The 17,548-nt window shown below is 48.8% G+C and carries 11 protein-coding genes and 2 pseudogenes; 2 read left to right on the forward strand and 11 right to left on the reverse strand.

From position 1 onward, the window contains the following. Nucleotides 1-391: 391 nt before the first annotated feature. The 8 genes and pseudogenes from KGF70_RS07350 to KGF70_RS07385 all read right to left on the reverse strand — a co-directional run bounded on the left by KGF70_RS07350 (nucleotide 392) and on the right by KGF70_RS07385 (nucleotide 10,270). Nucleotides 392-1,780 (reverse strand): flavocytochrome c, encoded by a 1,389-nt coding sequence (locus tag KGF70_RS07350; protein ID WP_050338935.1) that lies wholly within the window; start codon nucleotides 1,778-1,780, stop codon nucleotides 392-394. A gap of 202 nt (nucleotides 1,781-1,982) precedes the next feature. Beyond that, on the reverse strand, nucleotides 1,983-3,365 hold the full coding sequence (locus KGF70_RS07355) for a class II fumarate hydratase (RefSeq protein WP_216768547.1): 1,383 nt from the start codon (nucleotides 3,363-3,365) through the stop codon (nucleotides 1,983-1,985). 448 nt (nucleotides 3,366-3,813) lie between these two features. After that, a complete protein-coding gene (locus KGF70_RS07360) occupies nucleotides 3,814-4,050 on the reverse strand; it encodes a flagellar biosynthesis protein FlhB (protein WP_105920523.1) in 237 nt (78 codons plus the stop codon). Nucleotides 4,051-5,318: 1,268 nt separating this feature from the next. Beyond that, on the reverse strand, nucleotides 5,319-6,857 hold the full coding sequence (gene citF, locus KGF70_RS07365) for a citrate lyase subunit alpha (RefSeq protein ID WP_216768546.1): 1,539 nt from the start codon (nucleotides 6,855-6,857) through the stop codon (nucleotides 5,319-5,321). Then, nucleotides 6,847-7,761 (reverse strand): citrate (pro-3S)-lyase subunit beta, encoded by a 915-nt coding sequence (gene citE, locus KGF70_RS07370; RefSeq protein WP_088769859.1) that lies wholly within the window; start codon nucleotides 7,759-7,761, stop codon nucleotides 6,847-6,849. The genes citF and citE overlap by 11 nt, the downstream gene beginning before the upstream one ends. Then, complete coding sequence (gene citD / locus KGF70_RS07375; RefSeq protein WP_050338939.1) at nucleotides 7,761-8,051, reverse strand: citrate lyase acyl carrier protein; 291 nt, start codon at nucleotides 8,049-8,051, stop codon at nucleotides 7,761-7,763. Before citD ends, citE begins: the two co-directional genes overlap by 1 nt. Continuing rightward, on the reverse strand, nucleotides 8,041-9,096 hold the full coding sequence (citC, locus tag KGF70_RS07380; protein ID WP_216768545.1) for a [citrate (pro-3S)-lyase] ligase: 1,056 nt from the start codon (nucleotides 9,094-9,096) through the stop codon (nucleotides 8,041-8,043). Before citC ends, citD begins: the two co-directional genes overlap by 11 nt. A gap of 11 nt (nucleotides 9,097-9,107) precedes the next feature. After that, a pseudogene (locus KGF70_RS07385) lies at nucleotides 9,108-10,270 on the reverse strand (NADP-dependent malic enzyme). Between the two features lie 160 nt (nucleotides 10,271-10,430). Between KGF70_RS07385 and KGF70_RS07390 the strand changes: the two are divergent. Beyond that, the gene (locus tag KGF70_RS07390; protein WP_216768544.1) at nucleotides 10,431-11,393 is read left to right on the forward strand and encodes a sugar-binding transcriptional regulator; all 963 of its coding nucleotides are present in this window, start codon (nucleotides 10,431-10,433) and stop codon (nucleotides 11,391-11,393) included. A 75-nt stretch (nucleotides 11,394-11,468) separates the two neighbouring features. On the opposite strand, the pseudogene KGF70_RS07395 reads toward KGF70_RS07390, so the two are convergent. Then, nucleotides 11,469-12,887 (reverse strand): annotated as a pseudogene (locus KGF70_RS07395) (anion permease). A gap of 29 nt (nucleotides 12,888-12,916) precedes the next feature. Beyond that, nucleotides 12,917-13,846, reverse strand: a complete 930-nt coding sequence (locus KGF70_RS07400) for an L-lactate dehydrogenase (protein WP_101873867.1) — start codon at nucleotides 13,844-13,846, stop codon at nucleotides 12,917-12,919. 384 nt (nucleotides 13,847-14,230) lie between these two features. Between KGF70_RS07400 and KGF70_RS07405 the strand changes: the two genes are divergently transcribed. Further along, complete coding sequence (locus KGF70_RS07405; protein ID WP_003638119.1) at nucleotides 14,231-14,542, forward strand: hypothetical protein; 312 nt, start codon at nucleotides 14,231-14,233, stop codon at nucleotides 14,540-14,542. 113 nt (nucleotides 14,543-14,655) lie between these two features. Here the strand turns inward: KGF70_RS07405 and KGF70_RS07410 are convergent. Continuing rightward, a partial coding sequence (locus KGF70_RS07410; RefSeq protein ID WP_216768543.1) for a bacterial Ig-like domain-containing protein occupies nucleotides 14,656-17,548 on the reverse strand: 2,893 nt, incomplete at its 5' end.

Raw genomic sequence — 17,548 nt, forward strand, 5'->3', positions numbered from 1 at the left:
TTTCTTCCTATTATAAATACTTATACACTCAGCTTAACTGAAAATGCGGAATTTTGAAACCGATTTTATCCGAATTTGGGGAATTTTGTCATATTGCCTGTTATTCAAATCCTGACGCTAAAGCCGACATCTCAGGATTGCAGGAAGCCGTGCAAGTTGGCGTAAATTTGCCTTAGTGGCTGGGTGAATCCAAATCGATATTTCCTTGTTAACCGGTTTTAGCGTCCAGATTAGCGCGATTACCGGATGACTAACAGGATATCTGGGGCTGTATTTTGAGCTTGATCAGTCATCAATTCCAACACCAAAAAAAGTTGCCCTGACAATCCATTACTGAATTCTCAAAGCAACCTTAATTTATCCGCTCAGCGCACAACGACCGCTGACGAAATTACTGTAAATATTTGAACATCTGTTGTCCAGCTTGACGACCGAAGATGACCGTTTCGGCAATCGAGTTACCGCCAATCCGGTTATTGCCGTGCAAGCCGCCAACGACTTCACCGGCTGCAAATAAGCCGTTGATTGGTTGGTCCTGTTTGTCCAGAACTTGGGTCGCTGGGTTGATGCCAACGCCACCCATGGTGTAATGGACAGCCGGTGCGATGTGAATCGCATAGAATGGGCCTTTGGCAATGTCACGATCCATCCCAGTTGTCCGCTTGAAGGCAGTATCCGCATGGTTAGCAACAGCTTGATTCCAGTCCGCAACCGTCTGGGTCAACGTATCAGCGTCTAAACCAGCTTCAGTCGCTAATGCCGCCAAATCAGCACCAGTTTTGACTAGACCAATGTGGTCGTAGAATTCAACGGCCTTGACCCGGTCACGAATGCCGCGGTCAAAAATCAGATAAGCCCCGGTACCACCGAGCTGGTCGATGGCGGCGGTCACGTTCTTACGCGTGTCCAATTCGTTGACAAACCGCTTACCTTGCTGGTCGACTAAAATGGCCCCTTCACCACGCACGGCTTCACCAATCAAGTAAGCATGGTCCGTATCTTGTTGCACAGTCGGATGTACTTGAACTTGGTCCATATCAACCACCTTGGCCCCAACGGCTTCGGCTAGTAAGATACCGTCGCCGGTCGCACCCGGTTGATTAGTGGTTTGATAATTTTTGAGGTCATCGCGATACTTACCCAATAAGGCTTTGTTGGCACCGAAGCCACCAGTCGCTAAGAGGACGGCACCGGCATTGATGGTTACTGCACCGTTAGCGGTGGTTGCCTTGACCCCGGTAATTTTACCATCCGTCTGAACCAGTTGGTCAACTTTGATATCTGTGAACAATGGTAACTTAGCCGCCGCCACTTGTTTCAATAACTCAGTAACCAAGAAGCCGCCGATTGGGGCCATCGAGCTTGGGCGGTGAGTCCGCATGACACTCATCCCACCCGTAATCGTTAAGTCGTCTAATTCGATACCGTGGTCGGCTAACCAGTCGATGGCTAATGCACTGTGTTCCGTGAAGAACTTCAACAGTGCTTGGTTATTCAGATTGCCGCCACCTTTAAGCGTTTCGTCGTAGAAGTCGCCAAAACTGTCGACGATGTGGTGATGCAATTGGACGTTGGTTTCAGCGGCGTTCATCCCCGAAGAAGCCCGCGTCGTGTTGCCACCGATTTTCGGCATTTTTTCTAAGATCACCGGTTTTAATCCAAGCTCGTGGGCTTGAATCGCTGCGGTCAAACCAGCACCACCCGATCCAATAATGACCACGTCATAGGTTGTTTTTAAATCCGCTAAAGCGGTTGGCGTAAACGTAAATTTGTCAGCCATCAAATTACTCCTCTCAATTCATCACACACCGAGTTACCGATGTGGATCGATCCATTTTCATTAAGTTTATTTTTCAAGGTACTCATCTACGCACCCCGTAAACTAGCGATAAGCGGGTACGGGCCACCATTCCACTCGCGGAACAATGACCCGTCTCCAGCCTAGTCGCCACTCGCTACAGGAGCGCTATCACTAGTTTACCTTAATTATCAATGTTGGTCATATCAATTGGAACCATCCATTCGTCGAATTGTTCCGCTGTAACTTTACCAGACTTGATGGCCGCTTCACGCAAGGTCGTGCCTGCTTTTTCAGCTTGTTGGGCAATCACCGCACTGTCATGGTAACCAATGTGTGGTGACAACGCCGTCACAGTCATCAAGGAACGGTCCACTAATTCAGCCATCCGGTCTTCGTTGATCGTCAAACCAGCAATCATCCGGTCTGCAAAACCAGTGATCGTACCGGCTAATAATTCGGCGGATTCCAAGAAGGCATCAATCAGCACAGTCTTGTAGACGTTCATTTCAAAGTTACCTTGACTAGAAGCTAAGTCCACGACCACGTCATTCCCCATGACCCGAACCGCTGCCATGGTGATGGCTTCAGCTTGAGTTGGGTTGACCTTCCCAGGCATGATCGATGAACCTGGTTCGTTAGCCGGAATGTTCAATTCGTCATATCCAGCCCGTGGGCCACTAGCGAGGAACCGCACGTCGTTGGCGATTTTCATCAAATCAGCCGCTAACGTCTTGATGGCACCGTGAACCACGTTCAAACCAGAATGATGGGCCAAGCCATAGAACTTATTGGAGTCTGCCGTAAATTCAATGCCGTACAGTTTGCTCATGGCAGCGGCAATGTTTTCAGCAAAATGTGGCGCCGCATTCAGCCCAGTTCCGACAGCCGTACCACCCATGGCCAGTTCGCCCAAGGTTGGGTTCAATTGTTTCAAGTAAGCAATGTCATGTTCGATATCACTTGCCCAGCCACTGACTTCTTGGCCAAATGTTAATGGCGTCGCGTCTTGTAAATGGGTCCGGCCAATCTTAACAACGCTCCAGTACTTCTTTTGTTTAGCTTTTAATTCATCTAATAAGTGTTCGGCAGCTGCAATCAATTTATCGACAGCCACGGCAGCCGTGATGTTCATGGCCGTTGGGAAAATGTCGTTCGAACTTTGACCATGGTTAACGTCGTCATTTGGCAAAATTTCAACGTCTGGGTTGAGTTTGCCGGCCATATGGGCCACAACTTCGTTCACGTTCATGTTGGTTTGAGTCCCTGAACCAGTTTGATAAACAACTAACGGAAAGTCCTTCCGCAAGTCTTCATCGTCTAACGCCAACAATTTATCAATGGCGGCTACGATCAAATCAGCTTTTTCGGCGGTCATTGCTTCAACTTCCTTGTTCGCAATGGCAGCGGCCCGTTTGATTTGCAAGAGTGCCCGGATAATTTCTAATGGCATCTTCGTACCAGTTGGGAAATTATGGCGACTCCGTTCAGTTTGGGCTCCCCACAGCGCGGTGGCTGGAATTTTAACTTCGCCTAAAGTATCTGATTCTACACGATATTCTGTCATGTTAATAACCTCCAATTAATGTGTTGGTAAGCGCTTACTAAATGTGTGAAAAAATAACATTCAACTTATAAATTAAGTTTAGCGCCTCTAGAAGACTATAGTCAAACACCAATTTAGTTATAAGTTTTAATTATGAGGTTGATGTAGCAGCTGTTTCAGGCCCATAACTTGCTTCAATTGCGTTCACGATAAAAATGTTTATTTTTTCACATGTTACGATTTATCTCTGCTGATTAATTTTAATCGTAATCAGCACTTTTTTGCCCTTTTCATAGTCCAAAATCGACAAGAAATCACATCGGCTGAGCAACAGCGCTCCTAGCTGTATGACCGAACCATGTCAAAAAACAAGGTATCGCGAACCAAGACAAAAAGCACCCCTACTAATTGCGATTAGCCGAGATGTTTTTGACAAAGACAGTCTGAATATGCCCACCTAACACCAATCTTAGCGATTCAACCATAATCCAAGCACTAAAAGGACAATCATGATGCCTAAAATTTTGGCGTGGTTCCAATATTTGAATAGTAAGTCAATAATTGCGACCACCACGAATACAATCAGCACTGCCATAAAATACAGCCAGACATTACCATTAGCACCAACCGTCACAACAAAACCAATCACGGCCAGCCATGGTAAGTATTTATCGATAAATAGCTTAAAATTTGGAAATTGATCCATCATTATTCACTCACATCACCTTATCATTCGCTACACGCGTTGCGCTCGTTATTATTCAGCATTATAGATGATTAAATCATGCCAGTTAGTTGGTTTGTTGTTCGTCAGCCGGTGCGCGTCTTAGTCCGACCTCCGGGGCTGGCTGACAACGCTGGAACAGGGCGGACATCGATTTGAACTCACGCAGAAGCCCACTGCGCAATTTCAAATACGAGTCTTCTTCTAGCCCGGGAAGACCACCCGGACAAGAAGAACTTCGCCCTTGAGCATTGTTAGCCAGCCCCTCCGGTCGGGAAGCCGCTCGAATGGCGGATGAACGGCCACCTATCCGGGTGCAACTGACCACTGAATGTTAGGAAACAGGTCCTTTAGATAAACTCTTAATCAGCAATGACGCTGATTTGTGGCACGTAAATCCTGTGAAGACGGTCTAAAGATTATTGATAAGTATTACTGGTAACTAGCTTTAAAATTTACCGATCGTATTGCCTTTCATCTTGGATTCAAGGTTTGTAATCTCGGTCGACTAGAAAAGACAACAATGCTCAGTGATGCTATTGGTTTATAATGTTCAAATACAAGTTAGGATAACTTAGTGAAAATCAGTAGCTCACCTTACAGTTTGAATGCTCAAAATAACCGTATGTTAAGAATCAATGACCAATCCATCAAAAAGTTGGGCCCGCACATGTCTGCCTTTCGAATACCATCCCGGCTGGAAGGTATTCGGGGCAAGGCCCAGTGATTCCCAGAGTGTGAGGTTCAGACGGGTTGGGACTGAGGATTAGCCTAGCTAGAACGTTAAGCGGCGAACTTCCGCTTGGCGTTCTGGCGTAGCTAACCGGAAGTCCCAGTCTGACCAGAACACGTTTCATCCATATCGCGGGCAACGTGAAAGACCAGTATTTAAGACGTGGGCTTCGGCTTAAATCTGTGTCCACCACGTTCCGGCCATTGCCCAGAATGCCTGGAAGCCGGAGTAGGATGAGCCTATCGCTGCATGTTTACGTTGACTCGCACTGTTTCCAGCGGGTCTCAGCTGGTAGCTCTTGAACTTAAAAACTGGCATGATTTAATCATTTTTAACACTAAATGATAACAAGCACAACTTGCAACTATTTATATTGTACTACATATTTCGTCGCTTTTAGGCTCACATTGGACATAATTGCCATCGAACGCCCCTGCTCAATTCAGATTGATTTACCTTAAATAAAAATGACCCAACTGGCAATTTACCAGCAAGGTCATTATTAATCAGTATTAGGTTAGTCCTTAACCGCTTTGATCGTATCAATAATCGTGCCGTCGCGATATTCAATCAATGCGACAGTCCGATCTGTGAATTCAAGTGGTTGTGGTTGACCGACTTTCTTTTCGGCCATTTGTTGAAGTTCTTCAATCGTGTAAACGGGCACACCTGGAACGTGGCTCAATGCCTTGACCAAGTCTTGCCGCCGTGGGTTGATGGCAATCCCATATTCAGTGACTACGACATCAATCGAATCGCCTGGTGTCACGACCGTCGTAACATCCGGCACGATCGTGGCTAACCGGCCCCGAACGAGTGGCGCAGAAATAATCGTTAACTTGGCCGTCGCAGCGTCTTGGTGACCACCGATTGCACCCCGAATGACCCCGTCAGAGCCAGACATGACGTTGACGTTGAAATGGTTGTCGACTTCCAAGGCACTGAGAATGGCGACATCTAATTGGTCGACCATCGCACCCTTGTTGTCAGTATCCGCGTACCAGGAAGCATCGATTTCTTGTTGATTTGGGTTGGCGTGCATTGAAGCCGCGGCGCCCTTATCAAAATCTTGAACGTCCATGACTTTGTCGACTAACCCTTCTTCGAGCAAGTCGGTAGTTGGTTTGGTAATCCCACCGAGTGCAAACGATGCTTTGATTTGATTATCGAGCATGGCTTGGCGTAAGTAGCGGGTTACGGCCAGGGCGGCACCACCGGAACCAGTTTGGAATGAGAAGCCGTCCTTGAAGTATGGTGAGTTGACGATGACGTCATTGACCGTCTGCGCAATCTTCAATTCCTTTGGATCCTTGGTAAAGCGCGTTGCACCAGAACCAATCTTGTCTGGATCACCGACTTGGTCGACTTTGACCACGTAATCAACTTGCGTTTGCTTGATTGAAGCTGGCGTATTTGGATAAGCAACTAGGTTATCCGTGAGTAAGACCACTTGATCGGCGTATTGCGCGTCCATTAACGCGTAGCCCAATGAACCGAAGACTGCTTTACCAGCCATCCCATTCGCATTACCTAACCGATCCGCATTTGGAACCCCCAGGAAAGTCACGTCGATCTTAATATCGCCGTGTTCGATGGCCCGTGCCCGGTTACCGTGTGAACGGAAGATGACCGGGTTCTTCAAGCCACCGTGTGAAACGAAGTCGCCAAGTGAGCCACGCATCCCAGAACTAGTGATGTTGGTAATCGTCCCCGCCTTGATGGCTTCGATCACCATATCGTTCATGACACCCGTTAATGAGGAAGGTGCCAAAGTCAGGTCTTGGATACCGGCATCAATGATTGCCCGCATGACTTGGTTGAAGACGAAATCCCCATTCCGAAAATGGTGGTGAAATGAAATCGTCATGCCATCTTTGACGGTCGCCTTGACCACGTCTTTGATCGAATCGACGACCTTATCATCACCGGTTGAAACGTGGACTTTTGGGGCGACCCGCTGAATTTCGGGATGGCCGATTTCAGTGGATTCGAAGCCCTGGTAGTTTAACTTCGACAATAATTCATCTGGTAATTCACGGTTTACGCTATTTTTCAATGTAATTGCCCTCCTCATCAAGTAAGTTGGAAACCTTGGCTAACTGCATGACCCGCTGTGCACGCAAGACGACTGGCCGGTCGACCATTTGACCATTCATCGAGATGACTCCGGAACCTTTGATACGGGCTTCTTCGATGGCGGCAATCACTTTTTGGGCCTTAACGACTTCATCCTTGGTTGGTTCATAGACCGAGTTGACCATTGGAATCTGCCGTGGGTTGACCAATGACTTCCCATCAAATCCGAGTTGATGGATGTGCCGCGTCTCACGGTAGAACCCATCTGGGTCGGCCATATTCGTGAAGACCGTATCGAAGGCGGCAATTCCAGCGGCCCGTGCGGCGTGGAGGACCATGTTGCGGGCAAATTCAAGTTCGGCACCATCCGGATAACGGTGCGTCTTCATGTCAGTGGTGTAATCTTCAGCGGATAACGCGACCCCAATCATCCGATCAGAAGCAGCGGCAATCGCTGGCGCATTCAAGACCCCTTTGGCACTTTCAATGGCGGCCATCAAATGAGTCGTGCCAACTGGCAAGCCAAATTCAGTTTCCGCTGCAGCCACGTCTTTTTCGAGTTGTTGGATCATTTCAGCGGATTCGACCTTTGGCAACCGAATCACGTCGATGCCCGCCTTGACCATTGCTTTGACGTCATTGGCGTAGTACGACGTATCCAAGCCATTGATCCGCACGACTAATTCAGCATTGCCGTAATCTTGCGTTTTAAGGGCTTCATAGACCAAGACCCGAGCCGCATCCTTTTCAGCCATTGAGACGGCATCTTCCAGGTCAAACATGATTGAATCGGCGCCATAGATTCCCGCGTCTTTGACCATGGCCGGATTATTCCCCGGCACAAACATCATTGTCCGCCGTAAGCGTTCTTCTTTTTCAGCCATTATAAGACCTCCCATGCTGGTGTCGTTTGTTCCAATGCGCGTTGAGCAGCGGTAATCGTCCGTGCTTTGATGACACAATCTAACGCACCCTTATCCACTGCCTTGACCTTGGCATTTTCGATACCGAGTTGTTGCAGCGTCGTCGTGATGACCTGTTTGATTTGGGCCCCAAATTGCTTGATGACATCTGATTCCAAGTCAATCTGAATGCCAGTGCCTCCCGCAGCCAACATGATTTGAATATCGGAAGATTCCAACGTTCCGGCCACAGCCGTAGTCTTAATTTCCATTAATTTTCATTCCTTCCTGAATACGCTTCTGTAATGTTGCTAAATGAGTTTTAATAAAACGTGCCGTCGTGGACGGTACGAGTTGATCTAACTTAGTTAACTCGCCGGTTTGAATCGCCTGGCGAACGGTGCGGGCTGAGATGGGCTCGGTCCCGACCGTTTTACGCGGAATTACCTGTAATACCACTTTTGGCGGTAACTCGCGTTGTAGCACCTGGTTGTAAATGCCAGTCGTACGCGAGGTTGGCTCAGTGCCAACGAAGCGGGTCGTCAAGTGCAGTCGTGGCGCTAACTGATTGCGGAAGATCCGTGCGTCCAAGGTGGTTTGCGCCTTAATGGCACTTTCCGCTGAGTCTAAGAAATAAGCGGGAAATGTGGCGGCACTGACCAGATAATCGCCCCCGCTGACGACCCGGACATTCGCCAAGTCTGCGGTGCCCTGTCGAACTAACTCAAGCCGTTCGGCAGTTTTGAATAAACTAGCGTCGGTGGCGACCACGAAGACGTACACCAAGTCACAGGCCGCAGCCGCTTGAGCGACCAATTCGCGATGGCCCTGAGTAAACGGGTTGGCGTTCATCACGATCGCACCAATGCGCTTATTTTCCTGATCCGGAATCGTCGGTAACTGTTGAACAAAATCAGCAATATCCGGCGTCCCGTTTTCAAGCACCGCCGCTTCATCCGAGTGCGCCAGCTCTTTAAAGCCTACGTGTTGAAAGCTCTGCGAATACTTAGCTTTCGTGAAGACCATCAAATGAAACTGTTGGGCTTGAAACGCACGGCTGACTAGTGCACTCACGATTTGATTGAACCGTGCTCCCGGCTGACTATCCCGATTACAAACGCCGACGTATTTCAGCACGTTTCCCGCTAATGAGCCGGTCCCGACTAACTGGTCGTCTTCCATCAAGCCCAGGGTCAAGTCGATTTTATCCACTTTCTGATCACTGAAATTAGTGATATCCAGTGAGCTTAAGAATTGTTGCCACTGGGTGCGTTCGCGTGAATTATTCAGTTGTAACTCAACGACTTGCGCTGTCATCTGTAACCCTCCTATGCTTGACTAGTCTCGGCTGAAGCGGCAACCGCGGCCGTCACGTTTGGCACCACGGCTGAATCAAACACGCTGGGGACAATGGCTTGCGCGGTCGGATTTTTGACCGTCGCCGCCAACGCCTTGGCGATTTTTACTTGCAGGTCATCATCGACTTGTTTGACTCCATTTTCGAGTAATCCTTTGAATAATCCTGGGAAGGCCAAAATATTATTGACCTGATTAGGATACTGACTTGAGCCGGTCGCAATCACTGCCGCACCCGCCTTTTCAGCAACGGCTGGGTCGATTTCTGGGACCGGGTTCGCCAACGCGAAAATGATTGGATCATGATTCATCAAGTGCACGGCGCCGGCGGACAAGACGTTGGCATCTGACAAACCGATAAACGCGTCTTGGTCCGCCATGACCTTTGCCAAAGGTTGGCCCTTCAACGTTGCCGGTGTGCCGAGTTGCTTAGCTAAGTCCCGTTGATAGCGGTTATAGCGCGAATCATCCGCAGTCACGACGCCGTATACGTCGACCAGTGTCAGTTGTTTGACGCCGACTGCCGCCAGCAAACGAGCAGTGGCCAACCCAGAGGCCCCAACGCCATTCACAACGACTCGCAGCTGTTGTAAGGATTTGCCAACCACGTGGGCGGCATTGATCAGTCCTGCCAACACCACGATGGCCGTCCCTTCTTGGTCGTCATGGTAGACCGGGATGTTCAACTCAGCTTTGAGCGCGGCTTCCAACTCGAAACACTTGGGCGCCGTAATATCTTCGAGATGAATCCCAGCAAACGAAAGCGACAGGTTCTTGATGGTCTTGACCATTTCAGGAACGCTGACTTGATTGAGCGCTAACGGGATCGCGTTGATGCCAGCTAAGTTTTTGTAGAGTAAAGCCTTACCTTCTACGACCGGCAAACCACCAGCCGGGCCGATGTTGCCGAGTCCCAAGACACCGAACCATCCGTGATCAAGGCGACCAATTTACCACTCATCGTGTACTTCGCCTTTAATTCGGGATGGGCCGCAATCAGCTTCGAAATCACCGCAACTCCCGGAGTGTAAGCCTGTCCGAGTTCTGCCTTGTCCGTCACTGCCAAATCCGATTTGACTTCCAACACGCCGGTATGCGCCGCGTGCAGCTTTAAAATTTCATCTTGTTCAACCATTTTGTCATGCCTTCTCTTTCGTCAAAATACCGTTCATCTTTGTTAAATTCAGTGTACGACCATTTTTAAAAAATATCAAATTTAATCTGTATTTTTTAAATTTTTAAAATGCCGTTTATCTGGTATAATGAACTTATCTTTAAACGAAGAGGTCATCGATATGGACGATATGAACCATCGCCGCCTGCTCATTGGGATTGCCCATGATTACTACTTATCGAAAATCAACATTGCTGAAATTTCTAAAAAATATCAAGTCAGTCGTTACTTGATTTCCAAATATCTGGACGAAGCAATGGCGACCGGGTTAGTAAAAATCAGCATCAACACCCCCATCGAGCGCAATGGCGAACTAGAAACCAAATTCAAAAAACAATTTCCGATTGATCACATTTACATCATTAAAGATGCCGATACGACCAGTGACGATGAACGCCATGTCATTCAATTCGCCGCAGAAGAGATTCAACATCAAATCTTGCAAAGTCAGATTATCGGCGTGGCGTGGGGCGGCACCGTTCTCAGCGTCATCGACAACTTTCAGATTAGCACCCGCGATGACTTGCTGTTTACGCAGTTCATGGGTGACAACCTGAAAACCAACGCTGCCAATGGGTCGACCCCACTCGTACAAAAAGCGGCTGCAAAGTTCAGCGCGAAGTACGTGACGATTCCAGCACCACTCTATCTGTTTAATGACCGGGCTCACCAGGCACTTGCCCAGGAACCCGCCATTACCCCGGCCATCAGTAATTTTGACCGGATGGACATGTTGTTCGCGGGTATCGGGACCTTGGCATCGATCGACTCGATTCCAGTTTGGAAAGCCCATCAACAAGCCATCTTGAGTGGCGCGGATCCTGAGGCCGTCGCTGGCATGCTTTACGGCCGGCCTTACGATATCAACGGCCGGATCTTGAACACCGACCATGACAAGTTATTCGGCGCTAAGATGGCCGCCATTTTGAAGGTGCCCCGGCGCTTTGGCGTCATCAAAAGCAAGTTTAAAAGTAAGGCCTTGCTGGGTGCGCTGCGGGGACACCTGCTCACGGACATCATTATTGACGAAGCCGTAGCCAACCGCGTCTTACAAGAAGACCAAGCCACCCCACTTCAATCATAAATGTAGCTTACTAAAACAGGTACCAACGCTGACCGGTTCGCGGCAGCTTGGTACCTGTTTTTTCAGTCGTTCAGTCTACCAAATGCCAATTACTTTCATCCAGAGCGCACCAACGCCACCCCAAACAACTAAGTAGAAGAGACCGAGTACGAAGTTTAACTGCCACCACTTACCTTGCGTCACATAACCCGAACCGAAGAGCACACTGGCCGGACCATTCGCGTAATGCGTCGTTGAAGCAAAGATTGACCCGGTAAAGCCGAGCATCAAAGCTGAAAAGGCCGCGGGAGCACCGGCAGAAACCGCCACCCCAAGCAATGCGCCTTACATGGCAGACACGTGGGCCGTCCCACTGGCAAACAAATAATGACTGTAGAAGTAGAACAGCACTAACGCTGCCAAGACAATGCCCCAGCTGAAGCCTTTCAGCGCGCCACCAATGGCACCTGATAACCACGGAATAAACCCGAGTTTGTTTAACTCATTGGCCATGAAGATTAAAATCGAGAACCAAACCAACGTGTTCCAAGCACCAGTTTCGTGCAAGACATCGTCAACGGACAATACCCCAGCAATTAACAGCAATGAAACGGCCATGAAGGCAACTAATGAGGCTTCCAAACCGATAAAGCTTGATAACATCCACAAAACTAAGGCTAATAGGAAGACAGCGCCCATGATTTTTTCAGGTAAGCTCATCTTGCCCATTTTGCTTAACTCATTGTCAGCCCATTCCTTGGCATTGGGCGTATCTTTGATTTCTGGTGGATACATTTTGTAAATTAAATATGGCACAACCAACAAACAAATAATCCCGGGAACGATCCCTGCTAGGAACCACTACATCCACGATAAGGTAATGTGAAGACTCTTAGCTAAGGTGACAGCCACCAAGTTTGGTGCCATCGCTGTCATAAACATCGTACTGGTGATCAAATCGCCGTGAAATTCGGCAAACACGAGAAACGACCCAATTTTACTTTGCGTCCCGTCTTTCGGATCGGAACCAAACGTTTCAGCCAGAGATTGAATAATTGGATAGACGATCCCACCGGCACGGGCCGTGTTACTTGGGGTGGCGGGTGCCGTGACCAAGTCGACCCCAATCAGCGCGTAGGCCAATCCAAGGGTTCGTTTACCAAACAGTCGCACGAACACCAACGCGACCCGCCGGCCTAAACCGGTGTTGATGAAGCCCCGGGACATGAAGTAGGCCATGGCGATCATCCAAACGGTACTACTCCCGAATCCTGCGACCGCCGTATCCATGGGCACCACGCCCAGTAAAACGGTCAGGGTCAAACCAATGATGGCCACACCGGCAATTGGTAACGGCCGGGTAATACAACCAATAATCGTTGCCACGAAAATGGCTAAAATGTGCCAAGCGTTCATTGAAACGTCCGCTGGCTTGATGGGACTGCTGAACCAGATAATCAGGCCGACGATCAACGGCGCTAGAAAATCCCGGTATTTGACTTTGTTGAGTGTCATCTCAATTCCTCCTACCCACTAATTCATTCTTATGATGCGACATTCATCATATCAAGCATCTTGCTGGCAAAATGCTGCATCCGGCCGCGTTCGTCGTCAGACAATTCGGCTTCGATCACTTTTTCAACCCCATTGTGATTGATGATGGCTGGTGAGCCCAGATATAAATCATGAATGCCGTATTCCCCAGCTAATGGTGCTGAGATAATCAATTCGGTACTTTCGTCGTTCAAAATTGCCCGGCAAATCTGCATTAAACTAATGGCTACCCCATAGAAGGTCGCACCCTTTTGTTCAATGATCTTGCCACCCTTGCCACGAACGGCTTGTTCGATGTCGGCCTTAAACTGGTCATCGACGGTCGTGACAGTATTCAGTGGTTGATAAGCAATTTTGATCTCATCGAAGTTCACGATGGACGTGTCGCCATGTTCTCCTAAAACAGCGGCATCAACTGCATCCGTCGAGACGTTCAACTTCTGGGCCAAAGCGACCCGGAGCCGTGCCGTATCAAGGGAAGTCCCCGTTCCGATTACCCGGTTACGTGGAAAACCGGATAACCGTTGCGTCATGGAAGTCAAAATATCGACGGGATTGCTTGAAATGACGAAGCAGCCGTTAAATCCGCTAGCCACTACTGGTTTAACAATCGATTCCAAGATTTTGGTATTCCGATTGACCAGATCAAGTCGGCTTTCACCAGGCTTGCGGGGCACCCCGGCCGTAATCACCACAATATCGGCATCATGGGCATCCGCGTATTCACCAGTATGAACATTCGTCGCATTCGTAAACGCGGCAACGTCTTCCAAATCTTTAACATCGCCCTCAGCATGTTGCTTGACCAAATCAACGATCACTAATTCATCGAGCGCACAATTTTGGACCAACGAAAATGCAAATGAGGAACCGACTGAGCCATCACCGACGATAACGATTTTGCGTTGCTTCTTATCCATATCAATATCCTTCTTCCATTGAACTTCTTGTTGTGAGATATCTGAAACACTTAGTTACTTAACTCACAAGTATTATAACGCAACCGCTCACATTTTTGTTAATTTTTTAAAAATAAATTACTTTTTTGAAAAATTTAAACGTAATTATCGCTATGAACGGGATTATACCGGTGTTTTAAATGTTTTAGCTTGTGAACCATTTCCAAAGTGTCAGCTTTGTGAAAAGATATTCGTAAGCGTTTACAATCCGAACGTTTTGTGTGATTGCCACCGAGTTCCTAGCAGGACCTGATTGGCTCAGCCGGTTACTGAGATTTAGGCCAGCTAAATTCAGAACAGCGTGGTATATTAGAGGTACGACTCAACGAAGAAAGGAACAACACTGTGGATAACGAAACACTAAAAACATACCTGGCTGATAACTCCCAGGTCATCACCATTTTTATGGATAAGGCAACCGATTTTCTCAATCGCCAAAACGCCGACCGCGCACCCGCTCGACAATATAATGACGCTGAAATCGCCCGGCAAGCCGATAAAATGTTGGACGAGGTCATCGCCAACATTCATGACAAGATCGTCCCCCACACCCGCGAACAAACGCCAGCCGCCTGGGAACAATTTTTGAGTGAAAATGACGTGCTCGACGACTTGGAGCTGTCGATGACGGAATTGTCATTTGAATCAGAAGACTAAGTTATCGACACTAGTTTAATCAGGCGCTGATAACAATGTCAGTCAAAAAAGGACCGCGAATTCTCATTTGATTGAGAACTCGCGGTCCTTTTCAAAAGCTTAAAGACCCTTTGTTAATTGTTGTGGCGCCGCCGTTTAGTGAAGCCTAACGCGCCGACCAGTCCAATGAGCCCGGCCATGAGTGCGGCCCACTCGAACGGTGCTTCATTCGTTTGCGGCAGTTTTGCTTGCCTTTTCGCTTGGGCATGATCTACGCCCGCAACCGCACTTGCTGCCGCCGGTTGGATTTTAGCCTTCGCAATTGTCTCAGTCGCTGGTGTCACCTGATGTTTAGACATCAAACTTACGCGCTGCTGAGATTGACTTGGTTGCGTCGCTGGACGAGCTTGATTGGACCCGGTATTGTCGTTATCGCCATTTGAGCCAGCATTGCCGCTCAAATCTGGCTTATCAATAACATCGGCCTCACCATCATCAATGACCGGTTGCTTATCAGGATTAGTCGTGTCGACATTATCATCAGGATTGGTCGTATCACCCCCGTTACCCGGGTCAGTAATGCCATCACCTTCACCGGGGTCAGTTGTGCTGCCGCCATCGCCTGGATCAGTTGTACCACCGCCATCACCTGGATTGGTCGTGCCGCCACCGTTGCCGGGGTCAGTTGTACCACCGCCATCGCCGGGGTCAGTCGTACCGCCGCCATCACCGGGGTCAGTTGTACCACCGCCATCGCCGGGGTCAGTCGTGCCGCCACCATCACCGGGGTCAGTTGTGCCACCGCCATCGCCGGGGTCGGTTGTGCCACCGCCATCGCCGGGTTCGGTTGTGCCGCCGCCATCACCGGGGTCAGTCGTGCCGCCACCATCATCCGGGTCGGTTGGGTCTTCAACAACGGTGATGAAGGCCGTTTCGGTTAACACATTACCGACTGCATCCGTATACGTGTAAGTCACTGGATACACCCCGGCAACACTCGTATCTACCGATTTAGTCACCGTTAGCTGATCAATGCCAACCGCTTCACCGTTCTGATTAGTGACCTGAACAAGGTTGTCGCCAGCTTGCCAAACGCTACCGACCTTAATTTGGCTATTTTTCACCTGCAGCACTGCTTGCGAAGCAATCACATTAACAGTGGCCGTTCCAGTAATTAAGTTGCCGGCAGCATCGACGTAACTCAACTGCAAGGCATACTGACCTGGAACTTGCAGATTCGGCTTCAAATCAGCTGTCACCTCAGACACGTCGGACTCAGAAAGCGGTTGGCCATCACTCATCAAGCTCTTGGACCAGTCCACACTATCACTTAGCGTCCAATCAGCTGCTGGACCAGCGATGAGGGTGACATCCCGACCAACCAACTGGGCCTGTGATTTGGTTGTCGTCACAATTGCATTAACCTGTTGTGTGCGCCCAAGGTCGTCCACATATGCCAAGATAACGGTTTGTGGCTGACCAATCAATTCGGGGCTCAGATTAGGTGCATTAATGACGTTAATCGTTGCTTGATCAACCTCAACCGGATTGCCTACACTATCCGTCACGCCGGCAACACTCATCCCGTAGTGCCACTGTGCGTTTGGTCCGGCGACCAATTGAACAGGCGCGGTCTTCAGTTCAGCTAAATCAACCGTAACCATGGCTATTGCGGTTACTTTATTACCTACCGCATCCGTATAGGTCAATGTAATCGCTTGTGGTCCCGCCTGCGTTTTGTCAATCGGTGTCATGGCAACGTTGGTAACATCGGTCACGACCTGGCCAGTCGCATCGGTAACTTGCTGAACCAAATCCGCTACTGACAGCTTGCCGACTTCTCGAGGCCAAACCGTCTGTGGGGCTTTGGCCGTAATGCTGGCCTGGCTTGCCACCACTTTGACGACGGCTGTTGCCGTCAGTTCGTTGCCTTGATTATCCGTATAGGTGAACGTCACGTTCTGAACGCCCGCAGTGGTTAAGTCTGGCAGGGGCGTCATGTTTTTGATGGACAAATCGCCCCAAGCACTGGACTCAATGGCGTTGCCATCATAGTCTGTCACACTGGCAATATGCGCCAGATAATTCCAACTCGCATCGGGTCCCATCACAACTTCGCTGGGGTTAAACGTCAGCTGAGCTTTAGAACTCGTCACCGGCTGATAAACAAGTGCACCGGCAGCGATGTTAAAATAGTCGATTGGATTACCCGCAGCATCCGTATAATAGCGCTTCCAAATTCCGTCCGCATAATAAAAGGTTCCATAAATCAAGTAGCCATTATTGACTTTCGGATTAACCAACGTGTATTTCCAAACTTCATGAGTGGTACCATCGGCATCAGTGACGGTCGCCAGGTGCGCATCGGCCTGCACGAGTTTGCCATTGGCGGTGCCATCATCTTGATAGTACCGCGCCGTATAATTCAATGATTCACCTTGAAGCCCCGTCAGCTCTGAGGTAACCTCGACGGTGTCACCGGGTCGATAGGAGACCTTATTCTGCAGATAAATATACTCAAAAAGGCCAGTAACTTGCCCGTCCGTGGTTGGCACCAGCGATTTCAAACCGCTAAAATCGCTGATCTGATTACCCGAAAATCCAATCATTTGCGATGCCTTGCCGCTATTTTCAATCGCCGCTTTAACGAACGGCACCAAGATATTAAACTGGCGATTCGTCATCCCGTACGGATTGGATAGGTATTTGTTTGGTGAGGAAAATTCCAAATTATGGATTTGACTCGGATCCAAACTAGCAAGCAGCTGTAATTGCTTATCGGTCACGGCACCCCAATAAAAGGTGTATAAGTTAAGATCATACAATTGAACGCTTTGTAGTGGTGAAAAATCAAATTGCAGTATTTCCCGATAATTCGCCCCAATTTGTATCGTTACGCTCGTCGTGGTGCCAGCTGGTAAGTTAGCCAATAGCTGCAATCCCTGTAAACTGGTCACTGGTTGATAATCGCCAGTACCATCACTATTCCACTTAACTGCCTGAACTTTGAGATCTGCGTTTTTGTAT

This window comes from Lactiplantibacillus sp. 7.2.4 (genome assembly GCF_018991185.1).
Taxonomy (GTDB): Bacteria; Bacillota; Bacilli; order Lactobacillales; family Lactobacillaceae; genus Lactiplantibacillus; species Lactiplantibacillus pentosus.